This window comes from Rhodovulum iodosum (genome assembly GCF_041020385.1).
In the GTDB taxonomy this organism is placed as follows: Bacteria; Pseudomonadota; Alphaproteobacteria; order Rhodobacterales; family Rhodobacteraceae; genus Rhodovulum; species Rhodovulum iodosum.
Genome location: NZ_JBEHHI010000001.1, coordinates 1,523,586 through 1,537,979, shown reverse-complemented (window position 1 = coordinate 1,537,979; position 14,394 = coordinate 1,523,586). Strand labels below are relative to the sequence as shown.

General features: G+C 67.8%; 7 protein-coding genes. 3 read left to right on the top strand and 4 right to left on the bottom strand.

The window, feature by feature from the left end; genetic code table 11:
- Nucleotides 1–52 precede the first annotated feature (52 nt).
- On the bottom strand, nucleotides 53–5,488 hold the full coding sequence (locus tag Ga0609869_RS07530) for a pre-peptidase C-terminal domain-containing protein (protein WP_125408489.1): 5,436 nt from the start codon (nucleotides 5,486–5,488) through the stop codon (nucleotides 53–55).
- Between the two features lie 217 nt (nucleotides 5,489–5,705).
- On the opposite strand from Ga0609869_RS07530, the gene Ga0609869_RS07525 reads away from it, so the two are divergent.
- Entirely contained in the window at nucleotides 5,706–6,086 is a 381-nt protein-coding gene (locus tag Ga0609869_RS07525) for a hypothetical protein (RefSeq protein ID WP_125408488.1), read from the top strand.
- A gap of 81 nt (nucleotides 6,087–6,167) precedes the next feature.
- On the opposite strand, the gene Ga0609869_RS07520 is transcribed toward Ga0609869_RS07525, so the two are convergent.
- A complete protein-coding gene (locus Ga0609869_RS07520; RefSeq protein ID WP_170168879.1) occupies nucleotides 6,168–9,884 on the bottom strand; it encodes a M10 family metallopeptidase C-terminal domain-containing protein in 3,717 nt (1,238 codons plus the stop codon).
- Nucleotides 9,885–9,900: 16 nt separating this feature from the next.
- Nucleotides 9,901–10,488 (bottom strand): hypothetical protein, encoded by a 588-nt coding sequence (locus tag Ga0609869_RS07515; RefSeq protein ID WP_125408487.1) that lies wholly within the window; start codon nucleotides 10,486–10,488, stop codon nucleotides 9,901–9,903.
- Nucleotides 10,489–10,834: 346 nt separating this feature from the next.
- Here Ga0609869_RS07515 and Ga0609869_RS07510 point away from each other — a divergent pair, with 346 nt between their 5' ends.
- Both Ga0609869_RS07510 and mnmH read left to right on the top strand, forming a co-directional pair.
- On the top strand, nucleotides 10,835–11,038 hold the full coding sequence (locus Ga0609869_RS07510) for a YgaP family membrane protein (RefSeq protein ID WP_125408486.1): 204 nt from the start codon (nucleotides 10,835–10,837) through the stop codon (nucleotides 11,036–11,038).
- Between the two features lie 39 nt (nucleotides 11,039–11,077).
- A complete protein-coding gene (mnmH, locus tag Ga0609869_RS07505; RefSeq protein WP_125408485.1) occupies nucleotides 11,078–12,139 on the top strand; it encodes a tRNA 2-selenouridine(34) synthase MnmH in 1,062 nt (353 codons plus the stop codon).
- On the opposite strand, the gene selD is transcribed toward mnmH, so the two are convergent.
- Nucleotides 12,126–14,315 (bottom strand): selenide, water dikinase SelD, encoded by a 2,190-nt coding sequence (selD, locus tag Ga0609869_RS07500; RefSeq protein ID WP_125408484.1) that lies wholly within the window; start codon nucleotides 14,313–14,315, stop codon nucleotides 12,126–12,128. The two genes, mnmH and selD, sit on opposite strands and share 14 nt — an antisense overlap.
- Nucleotides 14,316–14,394: the final 79 nt, after the last annotated feature.

The following is a 14,394-nucleotide window of genomic DNA, read 5'->3' as shown; positions in this document are numbered from 1 at the left end:
AAGTTCCATGGCCCAGGTGCGGTGCGGCGCCCGAGGCGCCGCACCGGCCGGATCATGCCAGGAGGTCGAACACCTCGCCGCCGATCTCGATGTTGAGGCTGGCCTCGCCGGCCCCGTCCACCAGCGCCCAGACGATCAGCCCGGCGGGCCGATAGATGACGAACGCCTCCTGCACGTCGTCGTCGCCCGACCGCCCGGTTTCCGGCGATGAAGTATGGGTGAACTGGACGTTGAAATCGTCGGCCGAGGCCGTCGCGTCGCCGAAGAGCAGAACGTCGCCATCGGCGGCGGTGTAGTCCTGAACCCAGTCAGACCCGTGGTCGCGGATCCCGAGGTGATAGAACTTGTCGGCCCCGTCGCCGCCATTGATCCGGTCGAAGCCGAAGCCGCCATTGACGAAGTCGTTCCCGTCGCCACCGAACACCAGGTCCGACAGCGCCGAGCCCGTGATGACATCGTTGCCCGCCTGGCCCTGCAACTCGTCGGCGCCAAAGCCGCCGGCGATGGTGTCGTTGCCATCGCCGCCGAAGGCCGCGTCGTTGCCATAGCCCGCGTCGATATTGTCATCCCCGGCGCCGCCGAAGATCTGGTCGCGCCGGTCGGCCGAGCTGGCGCCGCCCAGGATCGTGTCGTCGCCATCGCCACCGTTGAGGATGTCGAGTCCGTCACCGCCTTCCAGGCGGTCGTTGCCGCCATTGCCGATCAGCCGGTCGTCGCCGCCCAGGCCGCGGATCGTATCGTCACCCTCGCCGCCTTCGAGGCGGTCGTCGCCGGGGGTGCCGACCAGGGTCAGGCCCGGCGTCCCGCCGCCATCGGCATCCGCCTCCAGTTCGGCCGCGGTCAGGGTACGGTCGGCGAACTCGAAGGTTTCGATGCCCGTCACGGTATCGGTGCCCAGATCGGAAACCAGGGTAAAGACATCGCCATCCAGCGACACCGCGACATCGGCGTAATCGACATCGAACACCGCCGCGTCATCGCCCGCGCCGCCGTCGAGATCGTCATCGCCGAGACCGCCGACCAACACATCGTCGCCGCCGCCCGCGTCGATCACGTCGTTCTGCGCATTGGGAGAGCGGTTTTCGATGTAATTGTTGCCGGACAGGTCGTAGGGACGCCACGACCCGAGGAACTCCTCGGCATCCACCGGCGCGTCGGAGAAGTCGTAGGTCACCAGCAGGAAGCCCTCCGAGTAGAAGGACATGCTGGTGATCGTCCCTTTCACGTCATCGGCCGTCGCGGGCTCGTTCTTCTCGAAGGTTCCGATGATCTCGACAAAATAGTCATTGCCTGTCGTTGTTTCGAAGAAGAAGACCGTGTCCTCGTCGGCTGTTGTCACCGTGCCGTCCAGCTTTTCGCCTGCCGGGGTCGCGGCGACGTTCAGCGGCTTGTCCTCGAAATTGATGACCCGCGCGCCCGAGAACGCGTCGGCCGTCAGCGCCGAGGTGCCGCCAATGTCGCTAAGCCGCCCGTCCGCCTCGGCAGAGACCACCGAGAGGATCAGGTCCTCGGCCGACAGGCTGGACCCGGCCAGCGTGTAGGCCTCGGCCGCGCCGTAATCGACCGCATAGCCCAGATCCTCCAGCCCGCCGACGGTCAGCCGGCTCAGCGGCATGGGCGGGCTGTTCTCGGCATAGCCGGTCATCAGCTCATTGGTGAAGATCGCCTCGGACCAGTGGCTGCCGGCGGTGCCCGGCCCGCCGGTGGTTTCCAGCGGCACCGTGCTCTGGGTCGTGCCGGTCAGCGTCGCGTACTCGGCCACCGCATTTGCGCCGGTGTAGCTGAAACCGCTTTTCAGCCCCAGCCAGCTCCATAGCGTGCCCAGGCCCAGGACGTGGCCCATCTCGTGTTCGATCACGTCCTGCAGGATGCCCTTGGCCGCCATGCCGGCCAGATCGGCCGAGTCGAACTGCATCATCCCGGCATAGGGCAACGACGAACCCTCGCGGAACGCACGCGGCCCAGCCTGTCCCAGAATGCCGCCGGCGCCGTCGATCGCGGTCACCGAGGCCTCGATGCGCAAGTCGTCCACAGCACCGATGTTGGCGTCGACAACGTCGGGAAGATCATCGGTGATGATGCTTTCCCAGGTCGCCGCAGCGGCCTCGAAAACGCTGTTGTAGGCCGGGTCGCCCTCGTAGGCGATGGTGATGTCGAAATCGCCGCCGCCGGGTGCCCCGGCGACCTCGGACACGGTCACCTTGTACGACCCCGTGCCATCATAGGCGCCGGCCGCGATATAGTAGGTGCCCGCGCTCGAGGCGGTGAATTCGAGCTGGCTGTTCAGACCCGCGCCGCCGTCGTCGTTGGTCGAGCCGGCGATCAGGCTGCCCGAGGAATTGTGGATGCCGCGCAGATACGGGTCGGCCAGCGTGCCGGCCGCGGTCTCGCTGCCCTCCACATCGATGCGGTAGGTCTGGCCGGCCTCCATGCTGACGGCAAACCAGTCCTGGTCGCCGGTCTCTTCGATTGCGCCGGACGACGAGCCGCCGACGGCGACGGCGCCCGTTGTGGCCGTCGTCTGGGCGTAATCGTCGGTCGGCGCCGCGGTGGCGATCTCCTCGATCGAGATCTTGTAGCTGCCCGAATAGCCGGCATAGGCCCCGGCCGACAGGTAGTGGGTGCCGCCGGAGGCCGCCGTGTAGAGAAGCTGGCTGTTCAGCCCAGCGCCGCCGTCGTCATCGGCTGTGCCGCCGATCAGCACCCCCGAGGCGTCGTAGATGCCGCGGAAATAGGGGTCACTCAGGGTGCCGCCGCCGGTCTGGACGCCCTCGAGGTCGATCAGGTAGGTCGACCCCGAGGTCAGGCTGACCTCGAACCAGTCTCGGTCACCCGCCGACTCGATCACGCCGGTGGCCGCGCCATTCACCGGCACCGCGCCTGTGGTGCTGGTGTCTTGCGAATAGTCGTCCGCCGCGCCGGTGTCGGTCACCGATACCTTGTAGCTGCCAGTGTTCAGCCCGTAAGCCCCGGCCGAGATGTAGTAGGTGCCGGTCGCAGCGGCCGAATAGGACATCTGGCTGTTCAGCCCGTCGCCGCCATCGTCGTCGGTGGTGTTCGAAATCCGGTCGCCCGCGGAATCGTAAAGGCCGCGGATATACGGGTCGGAGAGTGTGCCGGCAGACGTCTGCGCGCCTTCGAGATCGAACTGGTAGCTTCTGCCGGCCTGAAGGGTCACGGCGAACCAGTCCCGGTCGCCGTCTTCCTCGATCACGCCGGTGGACGAACCGCCGACCGCGACCGTCCCGTCGGTCGAAGTCGAATCCGCGTAATCGTCGGTGCCGCCCCCGACGCCGGTCACCGACAAGGTGTATGTACCGGTATTCAGGCCGAAGGCGCCCGCGGCGATGTAGTAGGTTCCGCCCGAACTGGCGACAAATTCCAGACGGCTGTTCAGGCCAAGGCCGCCATCGTCGTCATACGCGCCCGCGATGAAACTGCCGGCGGAATCGTAGACGCCCTCGATATAGGGGTCGGGCAGCGTGCCCGCGCCGGTAGGCGTGCCCTCCAGGTCGAATACGTAGCTGCCGCCGCTGGCCAGCGTCACCGCGAACCAGTCGGTATCGTCGGCCTCTTCGATCTCGCCGGTGGCCGCGCCGCCCACCGAGACCGCGCCCGACGTGCCGGTGTCCGATGCGAAATCGTCGCCGCCGCCGCCAAGGTTCTCGACGACCAGCGTGTAGGTGCCGGTCGCGTCGCCAAACGCGCCCGCCGAGATGTAGTGCGTGCCCGTCGAGGTGGCGGTGAATTCCAGCAAGCTGTCGAGAACCACCCCGCCGTCATCGTCGGAGGTGCCCGAGATCGGCGTGCCCGACGCGGTGTAGATACCGCGCAGGAACGGGTCGGACAGCGTGCCGCCCTCCGACCAAGAGCCCTCCAGCCCGATCGCGTAGGTTGCGCCGCGTTCCAGCGTCACGGCGAACCAGTCACGATCTTCCGGCGCCTCGATCTCGCCCGTCGCAATGCCGCTGGCGCCGACTGCGCCCGTGGTCGAGGTATCGGCCGCGTAGTCGTCGCTTGACCCCGCGCCGCTCACCGACAGGGTGTAGCTGCCGATATTGGCGCCGTAGGCGCCGGCCGAGATGAAATAGGTGCCGTCCGAAACCGGGGTGAACTCGACCCGGCTGTTCAGCCCCTCGCCGCCATCGTCGTCAAAGCTGCCGGCGATAAAGCTGCCGGCGGAGTTGAAGACACCGTTGAGGTAGGGGTCGCTCAGCGATCCGCCGCCGGTCCCCGACCCCTCCAGGTCGATCTGGTAGCTGCGCCCGCCCTCCAGGGTGATGGCGAACCAGTCGCGGTCATAGGCGTCCTCGATCGCGCCCGTTGCATCGGATCCGGGCGACACCGCACCGGTGGTGCCCGGGTTGTCGGCATAGTCGTCACCCGTCCCGGCGTCCGAGACGCTCAGCCGGTAGGTGCCGGTATTCGCGCCGTAGGCGCCGGCGGAAACGTAGTGCGTGCCGCTCACGGTCGCCGTGAACTCCAGCTGGCTGTTCAGCCCCTCGCCGCCGTCGTCGTCGAAACTGGCCGGGATCAGGCTCTCGCTGTTGTCGAAGACGCCCAGGATAAACGGATCGCTCAGCGTGCCTTCGCCGGTTTGCGTCCCTTCCAGGTCGATCATGTAGGTTCGCCCGGCCATCAGGCTGACGGCAAACCAGTCGCCGTCATAGGCGTCCTCGATCTCGCCGGTGGCCGCGCCGCCGACCGCCACGCTGCCGGCGCGCTCTGAATCCTCGGAATAATCGTCGGTCGAGCCCAGCCCCTCGACGCTGAGCGTATAGGTGCCGATGTTGGCGCCGTAGGCGCCGGCCGCGATGTAGATCGTCCCGCTTGTCGAAGGCGTGAATTCCAGGCTGCTGTTGAGCCCGACGCCGCCATCGTCGTTGGATGTGCCGGCGATCGGCAACCCCGAGGAACTATAGATGCCGTAGAGATACGGGTCGCTCAGCGAGCCCGCCAGGGTCCCAGCCCCCTCCAGGTCGATCAGGTAGGTCGTTCCGGCCGTCACCGACAACGCGAACCAGTCGGTGTCGTACGCGGACTCGATCTCGCCCATGGTGCTGCCACCGTCAGAGACGCGGCCGCTTGTGCCGGTATTGTCGCTGTAATCGTCGCCGCTGCCGCCGAGCGCGACCAGCGAAAGCGTATAGCTGCCGGTCTGGGCCCCAAAGGCCGCCGCCGAGATATAGTGGACGCCGCCGTTCGTGGCGGTGAATTCCAGAAAGCTGTTGAAGCCGTCCCCGCTATCGTCGTCGGAGGTTCCGAAAATGTACGACCCCGCCGACGTGTAAATGCCGTCGAGATAGGTGTCGTCCAGCGTTCCGCCGCCGGTGGGCGAGCCTTCGAGGCTGATCTCGTAGCTTCGTCCGGCCTGCAGAATCGCCGCGAACCAGTCGCGGTCAAAGGATGTTTCTATATTGCCGGTCGCCGACCCCCCCGCCGAAACCGAACCGCTTGTTCCTAGGTCTGCTGCAAAATCATCGGGCATTATTTTTTTCCTTCCCCCCTGAACGGCGAACGCCGTTCGATCAACCAGTCTGGCGCCGCGCTTTGCGCTGCGTCAAGGAAACATGGAAGGAATGCGCCGATATTTGGAATGATTCCACGCGCCCGTCGGACGACGGGGGCCGGTGTGCCAAACAGCGCACGGGGCAGTGGGGGTGAGTGCCGCTTTGCGGCGCCAGAAATGCGGGGGCGAAGTGCCGATGAAACGCGCGATCGCTGCCGGCCTTTTCGTCTTCGCCATGCTGGCCGGATGTCAGACCGGCGGCGGCCCGGCCCCGTCCCCGGCAGACGACGCCGGGCCGGCGCCGGGCGCTTCGTCTCCGGCCGGACGGCCCGGCGTACCGGCCGGCCCCGCGGCCGCCTGCCGGGCCAAGGGCGGGCAGTATCTCAAGGCGGGGCTCTTGGGCAGCTATGTCTGCTTTCGCCCGACGCCCGATGCCGGTCAGGCCTGCCGCCGGTCAACCGACTGTTCCGAACTCTGCCTCGCCGAGACCGCTAGCTGTTCGCAATACACCCCTTCGATGGGCTGCTTCGCAATTCTCAACGCGGCCGGCGCGCGCGAATTCATCTGCATCGAATAGCGGCGCGCGCGGTACGCGGCCCCCAACGAAAGGGGCGCGCCACCCCGCGGCGGCGCGCCCCCGTTGTCTTTCGCGCTTGGCTCAGGCCAGCAGGTCGAACACCTCGCCGCCGATCTCGATGTTGAGGCTGTCCTGCCCGGCCCCATCGACCAGCGCCCAGACGATCAGGCCCGCCGGACGGTAGACAACGAACGCTTCCTGCACGTCGTCGTCGCCCGACCGCCCCGTGGCGGGCGACGAGGTGTGGGTGAACTGGACGTTGAAATCGTCGGCCGAGGCCGTCGCGTCGCCGAAGAGCAGAACGTCGCCATCGGCGGCGGTGTAGTCCTGAACCCAGTCAGACCCGTGGTCGCGGATCCCGAGGTGGTAGAACTTGTCCGCCCCGTCCCCGCCATTGATCCGGTCGAAGCCGAAGCCGCCATTGACGAAGTCGTTCCCGTCGCCACCGAACACCAGGTCCGACAGCGCCGAGCCCGTGATGACATCGTCGCCCGCCTGACCCTGCAACTCGTCGGCGCCAAAGCCGCCGGCGATGGTGTCGTTGCCGTTCATGCCGTAGATCAGGTCGTTGCCGTAGCCGGCATTGATGGTGTCATTGCCGTCACCGCCGTAGATCTCGTCGCGCCGGTCGGCTTCGGTATCGCCGCCGAGGATCGTGTCGTCGCCGTCGCCCCCATTGATCGTGTCGGTGCCGTCGCCGCCATAGATGGTGTCGGCGCCAGCGTCACCGCGCAGGAAGTCGGCGCCAAGCCCGCCGCTAATGACGTCATCGCCATCTTCGCCCGACAATTCGTCATCGCCGCCGAAGCCGGCCATGATGTTGTCGAAACCGTTGCCGCTGACCACGTCATCGCCGGTGGTGCCGTTGTAGTCCTGCCGCGCGATCACGTATTCGCCGCCGCTCTCGAACAGCTCCAGCCCCAGGCCGGTAACGTCGCCGTCGAAGATCAGGGTGAAGTCGTTGAAACCGTCGCCGTCGAGATCGGAAGTCAGGGTGGTGATCTCGGCCGACGCGGAATCCGTGCCCACGGTCAGGGTCAGTTCCGGCATGGCCTCGCCCGGGTCGTAGGTACTCAGCACGATGCCGTCGCGGTCGGTCATGTCGGTGATCCGGTCGCTTTCGAAGCTCGACCCCAGCGAGTCAGGCGGGCCGGAAATGACGTCGTCGCCCGCGCCGGTGGTGATGATGTCCGCGCCGGCGCCGGGGCGGATATCGTCGTCGCCGTCGCCGCCGTCCAGCGTGTCGTTACCGGTGCCGCCGTCGAGTTCGTCGTTGCCGTCGCCGCCATCGATCGTGTCGTTACCCGACCCGCCGTCAAGCTGGTCGCTGGCGCCGAGGCCGGTGATCGTGTCGTTACCGGCAAGCCCCAGCAGAACGTCGGAGCCCTCGGTGCCCTCCAGCACATCGTCGCCGCTTGTGCCGGAGCCGGTGACGGCGCCCGAGATTTCGGCCAGGCCGGCCCGCACCGCGTCGGCGATGTCGCTGCCGTCGGACGACGTCTCGATCACCACGCCGCCGCCGCCCATGTCGGCCAGCGCCGACTCGTAGGCCTCCGCCGAGCCGTAGCCGGCCGTAGTGCCGATGATCGGCGTCGCGCTGAGGTCGCGCAGGGCGGCGCCCATCTCGGACAACAACGGGTCATCGGTGGGATAGTCGGTTTCCGCCCCGGTGTCGTAGCCCGGATCGTCCGGGTCGCGGGTTTCCACCTCGAAGGGCTCGACCTCGATCCCGTCGGCACCCATCGCGCTGGAGGTCGACGAGGTCTCGGTCGCGGTCCCGAAATCGGCCACGAGGCCCGGCGTGCCCTCACCCTCGACCTCGGTGCCCGAGGTTTCGAGGAAATCGCGGATATTGGCTTCGTTCAGCCCGTAATCCGAGGCCGAATGCGCCGGGGCGTCGGTGGCCATGTAGATGATGCGCGACGAGTCTTCGCGCAGGTTCAGGCCGACGCCGTTGGCCGCGTTCCAAAGGCCGACCCATTGCGCCTCGGGACCGTCGCCGCCCGAGCCGGTGCTCAGCCCGTCAAGCGTCGCCTCGAAATCCGCAACCGAATCCGTCAGCGCCAGTTCGGGCCGGTAAAGGTAGTCGCCGGGCGCGCCATAGGGCGACTCGGGCTTGTCGATGAAGGACGCGATGGCAAAGCGCACATCGGAGTTCTCGGCACGCAGGTCGGCGGCAATGTCGCGGGCCGCGGCACGGAACGAGAAGAGGTCATCGAAGAACGACCCCGACAGATCGACCAGGAAGATGAAGTCGAGCGGCGGGCAGCCGATATCGTCTTCGGTCAGGTCGATCACGCCATCGGCGAACTTGGCCCGCTCGATCCCGGTCAGGATGTCGTAGCCGTCGACGCGCGAGCCGTCGACATGCTCGATGGTCACCGTACCGGTCGCCGGATCGTTCGAGATCTCGTAGTTGCGGCAGGGCTCGGTGTAATAGGCGGTGTCGGTGCCGGAGCCGCCTTCCAGCATGTCGTCGCCCATGCCGCCGATCAACTCGTCGTCGCCGGCGCCCGCATCGAGGTCGTCATCGCCGCCGGCCCCGACCAGAAGGTCGTTGCCATCGCCCGACGTCAGCTCGTTCTCGGCGTCGTTGCCGATCAGGATGTCCTTGCCTTCGTCAGAGGTGGCGTTCTCGATCACCACGCCGTTGGCGATGGCATAGCCGCCGATCTGGGTGCCAGCGCCCGCCTCGGTGAGCGTCGAGAAATAGCCGCCCGCGTGGTAGCCGGCATCGGTCAGCTCGTTCTTGACGTGGCTGGTGGTGCCGTCACCGTGATCGGTCACCATGGTGCTGTACGCGTCGGTCCGGCGGATCTGGGTCAGAAGCTCGGTATCGGCGGGCGTGTCGGTCTGCACCAGGGTGGCGTCGTTGAGGTTGATATAGGCGTTGCGCGTGCCCGAATACTCGATCTCGTCGGTGCCGCCGGTATCCCAGATCGTGTAAAAGGCGCGGCCGATCGAGATGCCGTTGTCGCTGCCGTCAACGTCCAGCGCGGCCGAGCGCGCGTTCGTCAGCGTGTAGGTGGTATTGCCGGTATGGGCCGTGGAGGTGCCGTAAATGTCCTGCAGCGCCGCGATATCCAGCGACGACGGCGTGACCGTGTGGCCGAAGCCGCCGGTCGCAGCGTCGTTGAACACCAGCCGGTCGATCGCGCCGACCTCGTACGACATCACCGTGTAGCGGGCGTTGTCGGCCTTGTTGTCGGTCGACACCCGTCCGGCATCGGCCCAGGCGGTGGTGCCGCGGTCGCTGCTATGCGGGTGGCTGAGGCCCAGCGCGTGGCCCAGTTCGTGCAGGATCACGAACTGGTTGATGCTGGCGCCGCCGGTTTCGCCGTCGCGGTTGATCCGCTCGTCGGCCATGCGGGTGAAGAAGAACGACTGGTAATCGTCGGTTTCGCCTGGCTTGAGGTTCTCGCCCGGCGCGTCCATCCGCGCGATCGGCGTGCGCCCGCTGGAATAGCGCAGCTCGTCATAGCCGCCGGAGAACACCAGGTCGGCGTCGTTGACGTCCGACTCGGTCGAGAAGCTCAGGCCGGAGACGAGGCTGTAGGCGGCGATGGCCTGGTTGATGGATGCGATGAACGCGTCCTCATCGGCATCCGTCGCATTGAACGGGTCGTGGGCGGTGCCCGGCGCCTGGCCGAAACGATTGGTATAGACGGCGTCGATCCGCGCGGAGTCGGCGCTGGTCGCAACCTTGTAGGACAGCGAGCTCGTGTCCCACTGGGTGGTCCGCTTGAGACCGGCAAGCAGTGTGTTTGTGCTCGCCGTCACCGTTTGACTTCCAGCCATCGTAATCTCTCCCCTTCTATGGCTGACCGGTTATGGCCAGCAACGCCTCCAGACCGACCGCAACCGCGGACGGGTCAATTGTGCACCGCGCCGGCTCAACCGGCTCGATGGTGAAAAACGGTGTTTCTCCGCCGGCGCGCAGGCGCCCGGCCAGCGCGGGGCTGCCCAGCGCGCCGCCTTCGGCCGGCAGGCCGACCAGAACCAGGCTGTCATACCGGGCGCCGGACGGCGGGCGGATCAGGTAATGGGCCTGTGCGGGTTCTTCGTAGAACGCATCGGGATCGTCGGGAATCGGCACCGGCCGCCACAGACGCCAGCCGGTATCGCCCCCGGCGAACCGCGCGTCCGCCCTCAGCGCCGCACCGGGCGCCCCGCCCGAAACCGCGTCGGCGAAGGTTGCCGGCGAAACGCGCGCGAAGAACGCGGCCGCCTGCACCGCAAAGCTGTCACGGTCGGTTTCCTGAGAGAGGATTTCGGGTCCGAAGCGGCTGAAGCTGGCATCGCAGCCCAGAAATTGCACCGCGGCATCCTGATCGCCCGAACAGGCTGTGCCGCTCATCATCAGCGCCACCAGCCCCGCGATCCTGAGAGGTGCCGCACCCATAGCACTCGTCGCCTCCCCTGCGGTCAAATCAGCGGCATTCCGGCGCCGAGGAAAACTTTTCAGCGAACCACCGGCCCAACCGGTGCTCCGTCCCGGTGCTATAAATACCTTTGATACCAAGGCCTAACGCCCCAGACCGCTTAACCCGCTCGACCGGCACAACGCCGGTTTCCGCGTCACGAAGAATTGGAACACGGGCCATTGACACTTGTCAAGCGCGGTCCATTTTCAGTTGTTTTTGCTGCGCTTGCCCACGCCCGCCCGCTTCGCCATAGTATCGGCGGCCCCGGCGCCGACATGCCGGGACGCGTTGCCCCGACCGGGCGTTTTTCGCATGGAGACTGCCATGACCCTCGACCGCGCCGTGATGAGCTTTGCCGGCTTCATGATCCTTCTCAGCCTCGCCCTCGGCACCTTTGTGTCGGACTGGTGGTACCTTTTCACCGCCTTTATCGGGGTGAACATGATCCAGGCGTCCTTTACCGGGTTCTGCCCCGCCGCGATGATCTTCAAGAAGCTCGGGGTAAAGTCGGGCACCGCCTTCGACTGAGCCCTTTCCCATCGCGCCAAGGGCCCGTAAAAGGCCGCGATGCCCCTGACGCTTTCCGATCTGGACGATCTCGACCACCTCGCCTTCGACGAGGTGATCGACGTCCGCTCGCCCGCCGAATACGCCGAGGACCATGTCCCCGGCGCGATCAGCCTGCCGGTTCTGTCGAACGAAGAGCGCGCGCGCGTGGGCACCGTCTACACGCAGGAAAGCCCGTTTCTGGCGCGCAAGATGGGCGCGGCCATCGTGGCGCGCAACGCCGCGCATCATATCGAGACGACGCTGGCCGACCGGCCGCGCTCTTACCGGCCGCTGGTCTATTGCTGGCGCGGCGGGCAGCGGTCGGGCTCGCTCGCCCTGATCCTGCGCCAGATCGGCTGGCAGGCCGACACGATCCAGGGCGGCTGGCGCGCCTATCGGCGGCTGGTCAAGCAGGCGCTTTACGAAGCGCCCTGGCCCGGCCGCGTCGTCGTGCTGGACGGCAATACCGGCACCGCCAAGACCGACCTGCTGGCGCTCATGCCACGGCATGGCGTGCAGGTGATCGACCTGGAGGGGCTGGCCAACCACCGCGGATCGCTCTTCGGGGCGATGCCGGGCGGGCAGCCGGCGCAGAAAGGGTTCGAGACCGCGCTGGCCGCGCTGCGCCGGCGGATCGACCCGGCCCGCCCGGTCGTGGTCGAGGCAGAGTCGAGCAAGATCGGCCATATCAACCTGCCGCCCGGGCTGTGGGAGGCGATGAAATCGGCGCCGCGGATGGTGCTGGCCGCGTCATTGCCCGAACGCGCGCGCTATCTTGCCCGCCGCTACCGCGACGTGACCGAGGATGCCGCGCGGCTGCTGTCGACCATCGACGGGCTGGCCCCACAGCATCCGCACGAGCGCATCGAGGCATGGCGCGAGATGGCGCAGGCCGGCGCCTTCGAAAGCTTGGCCGAAACCCTGATGGCCGACCATTACGACCCGCGCTACGCGCGCCAGCGCGCGCGCTTCGCCGACTTGCCTGTCCAGGAAATCGCGCTGCCCTCGCTCGCGCCCGAGGCGCTGGAGGAGGCGGCGGCGCGCATCGCCGCCGCGGCGCGGACCCTTACGGGAACGTGACGGCCGGTGCGCCGGCGTAAAGCCTGCCGATGCGCCAGGCGGCGACGTCCCGATCGGCCAGTTCGCCCAGCACATCTGCCGCCCGCTCGCCCGGTACCGCCGCCAGCAGGCCCCCCGCCGTCTGCGGGTCGAACAACAGCGCCGTGTGAGGCTCTTGCAGGTCGACCCCCGGGATATCGACGGCAAACCGCGCGTTCTCGGCGAATGCCGTCGACCGGATGCCCATCTCGGCCAGCCGCACCGCGCCCTCCATGTAAGGCACCTCGTCCAGTTCGGCGGCCACGCGGGAGGCACGCAACATGCCCAGCAGGTGCCCGGCCAGCCCGTAGCCCGTGACATCGGTCATCGCGTGGGCCCATTCGGCCAGAACCTCGGACGCCGTGGCCGAGGGCGTCTGCATGATCTCCAGCGCGGCCAGCACCTCGGCCCCTGTGGCCTTTTTCTGCATCTCGGCGGCCATGATCGTGCCCGACCCGATGGGCTTGGTCAGGATCAGCGCGTCCCCCGGCTGGGCACCCTTCAGCCCGATCACCGGCCCGTCGACCAGGCCGGTGACGGAAAAGCCCACGGTCAGTTCCGGCCCGGTCGAGGTGTGCCCGCCGGCCAGGTCGGCCCCGGCCGCACGCACCACCTCGGCCGCGCCGTCGAGGATCTCGGTCAGCGTGGCCCGGCTCATCCGTTCGGCCATGCGCGGCAGGATCAGGTTCGACAACACCGCCTGCGGCTTTCCGCCCATCGCCCAGACATCGCCCATCGCATGCACCGCCGCGATACGGGCCATCACGTAGGGGTCTTCGGTCAGGCTGCGCAGATGATCGGTGGTGAAGACCTGCGCGCCGTTGCCATGGGCCAGCACCGCGGCGTCGTCGCCGGGGCCGGCCAGCACATCGTCGCGCTGGGGATCGGCCAGGTCGGCCAGCGCGCCTTGCAGGGTCTCGTGTCCGGGCTTGGCGGCGCAGCCGCCGCAGGGCTGCTGACGCCCGCCCAGCATCTCGCGCACGCCGCGGGCCGAGTTGGCGGGCGCGATCACGCGGGTGTCCATGAACGGCAGGCGCTTGAACTGGTCCATGAAGTCGCGGTCGATCCGGTCCTTCCAGGCCCAGACCCATTCGCCCTCTAGCCGCGAGCCCAACCGGTCTGCGGCCGCGGTCTTGTCGCCCATCGAGATCAGCTTGAGATAGCCGCGCTGCGGCCGGAAGGGCTTGCGCAGGGCGCCGGTCAGGTCGGCCTTGAAATTGTTCAGCAGGATCGGCGCCTCGCGCACGGCGTAGACCCCGGCCTTGGGCCGCGGCGCGTGGGACAGGTGCGCGCAATCGCCCGCGGCGTAGATCGCAGGGTCGTTGACCGAGCGCAGGAACGGGTCGACCGTGACGAAACCGTCGGTCAGGTCGAGCCCGGTCTCGGCCAGCCAGGGCTGCGGCCGGGCGCCCGCCGCGCCGATCACCAGGCTCGCGGGCACCTTCTGCCCGTCCTCCAGAACCGCGCCCTTGGCGGTGATCCGCACCGCTGGATTGCCCAGGCGCACATCGACCCCCTGCCGCGCGAGCGCGCGCTTCAGCGCGCCGCGGGCGCCAAGGCCCACGCCTTCCATGATGCGCGTACCTGCATCGATCAGGGTAATCTCGGGTGTCAGGCCGTTTGCCGCCAGCCGGTGCCGCGCGGCCAGCGCCAGCTCGACCCCGGCGACGCCCGCGCCGATCACCGCGACCCGCGGCGCCACCTCGCCGGCGACGGCGCGGGCCACGTAACCCTCCCACGCCTCGGCGAAGTCGGCCAGCGGCTTGGCCGGCACCGCATGTTCGGCAAAGCCCGGCACGTCGGGCAGCGCCGAGGTTACGCCGATATCGAGCGAGGCGACATCATAGCGCACCGGCGGCCGGCCCTCGACGATCACGCGCTGCATCGCCCGGTCGATGCCGACCGCGCGGCCGAGAATCAGCCGCGCCCCGGCATGGCGCGCAAGCGGCACGAGGTCCATTTCCAACTGGTCGCGCCGGTAGTGTCCGGCAATCAGGCCGGGCAGCATGCCCGAATAGGGCGCCGAGGGGGCGGGATTGATCACCGTCAGCCGCACGCCCGGCACCGGCTTCATCCCCCAGGACCTGAGGACCAGTGCATGGGCATGCCCGCCGCCGATCAGGACCAGATCACGGGTGAGCGGCAGAGGAGCTTGCATGGCGGGGACCTTTGAAGTCGTTCAATTCAAACAGGGATATAGACGCAGGGCAAGAAAAGGCGAAAGGGGCCTGTCCGGT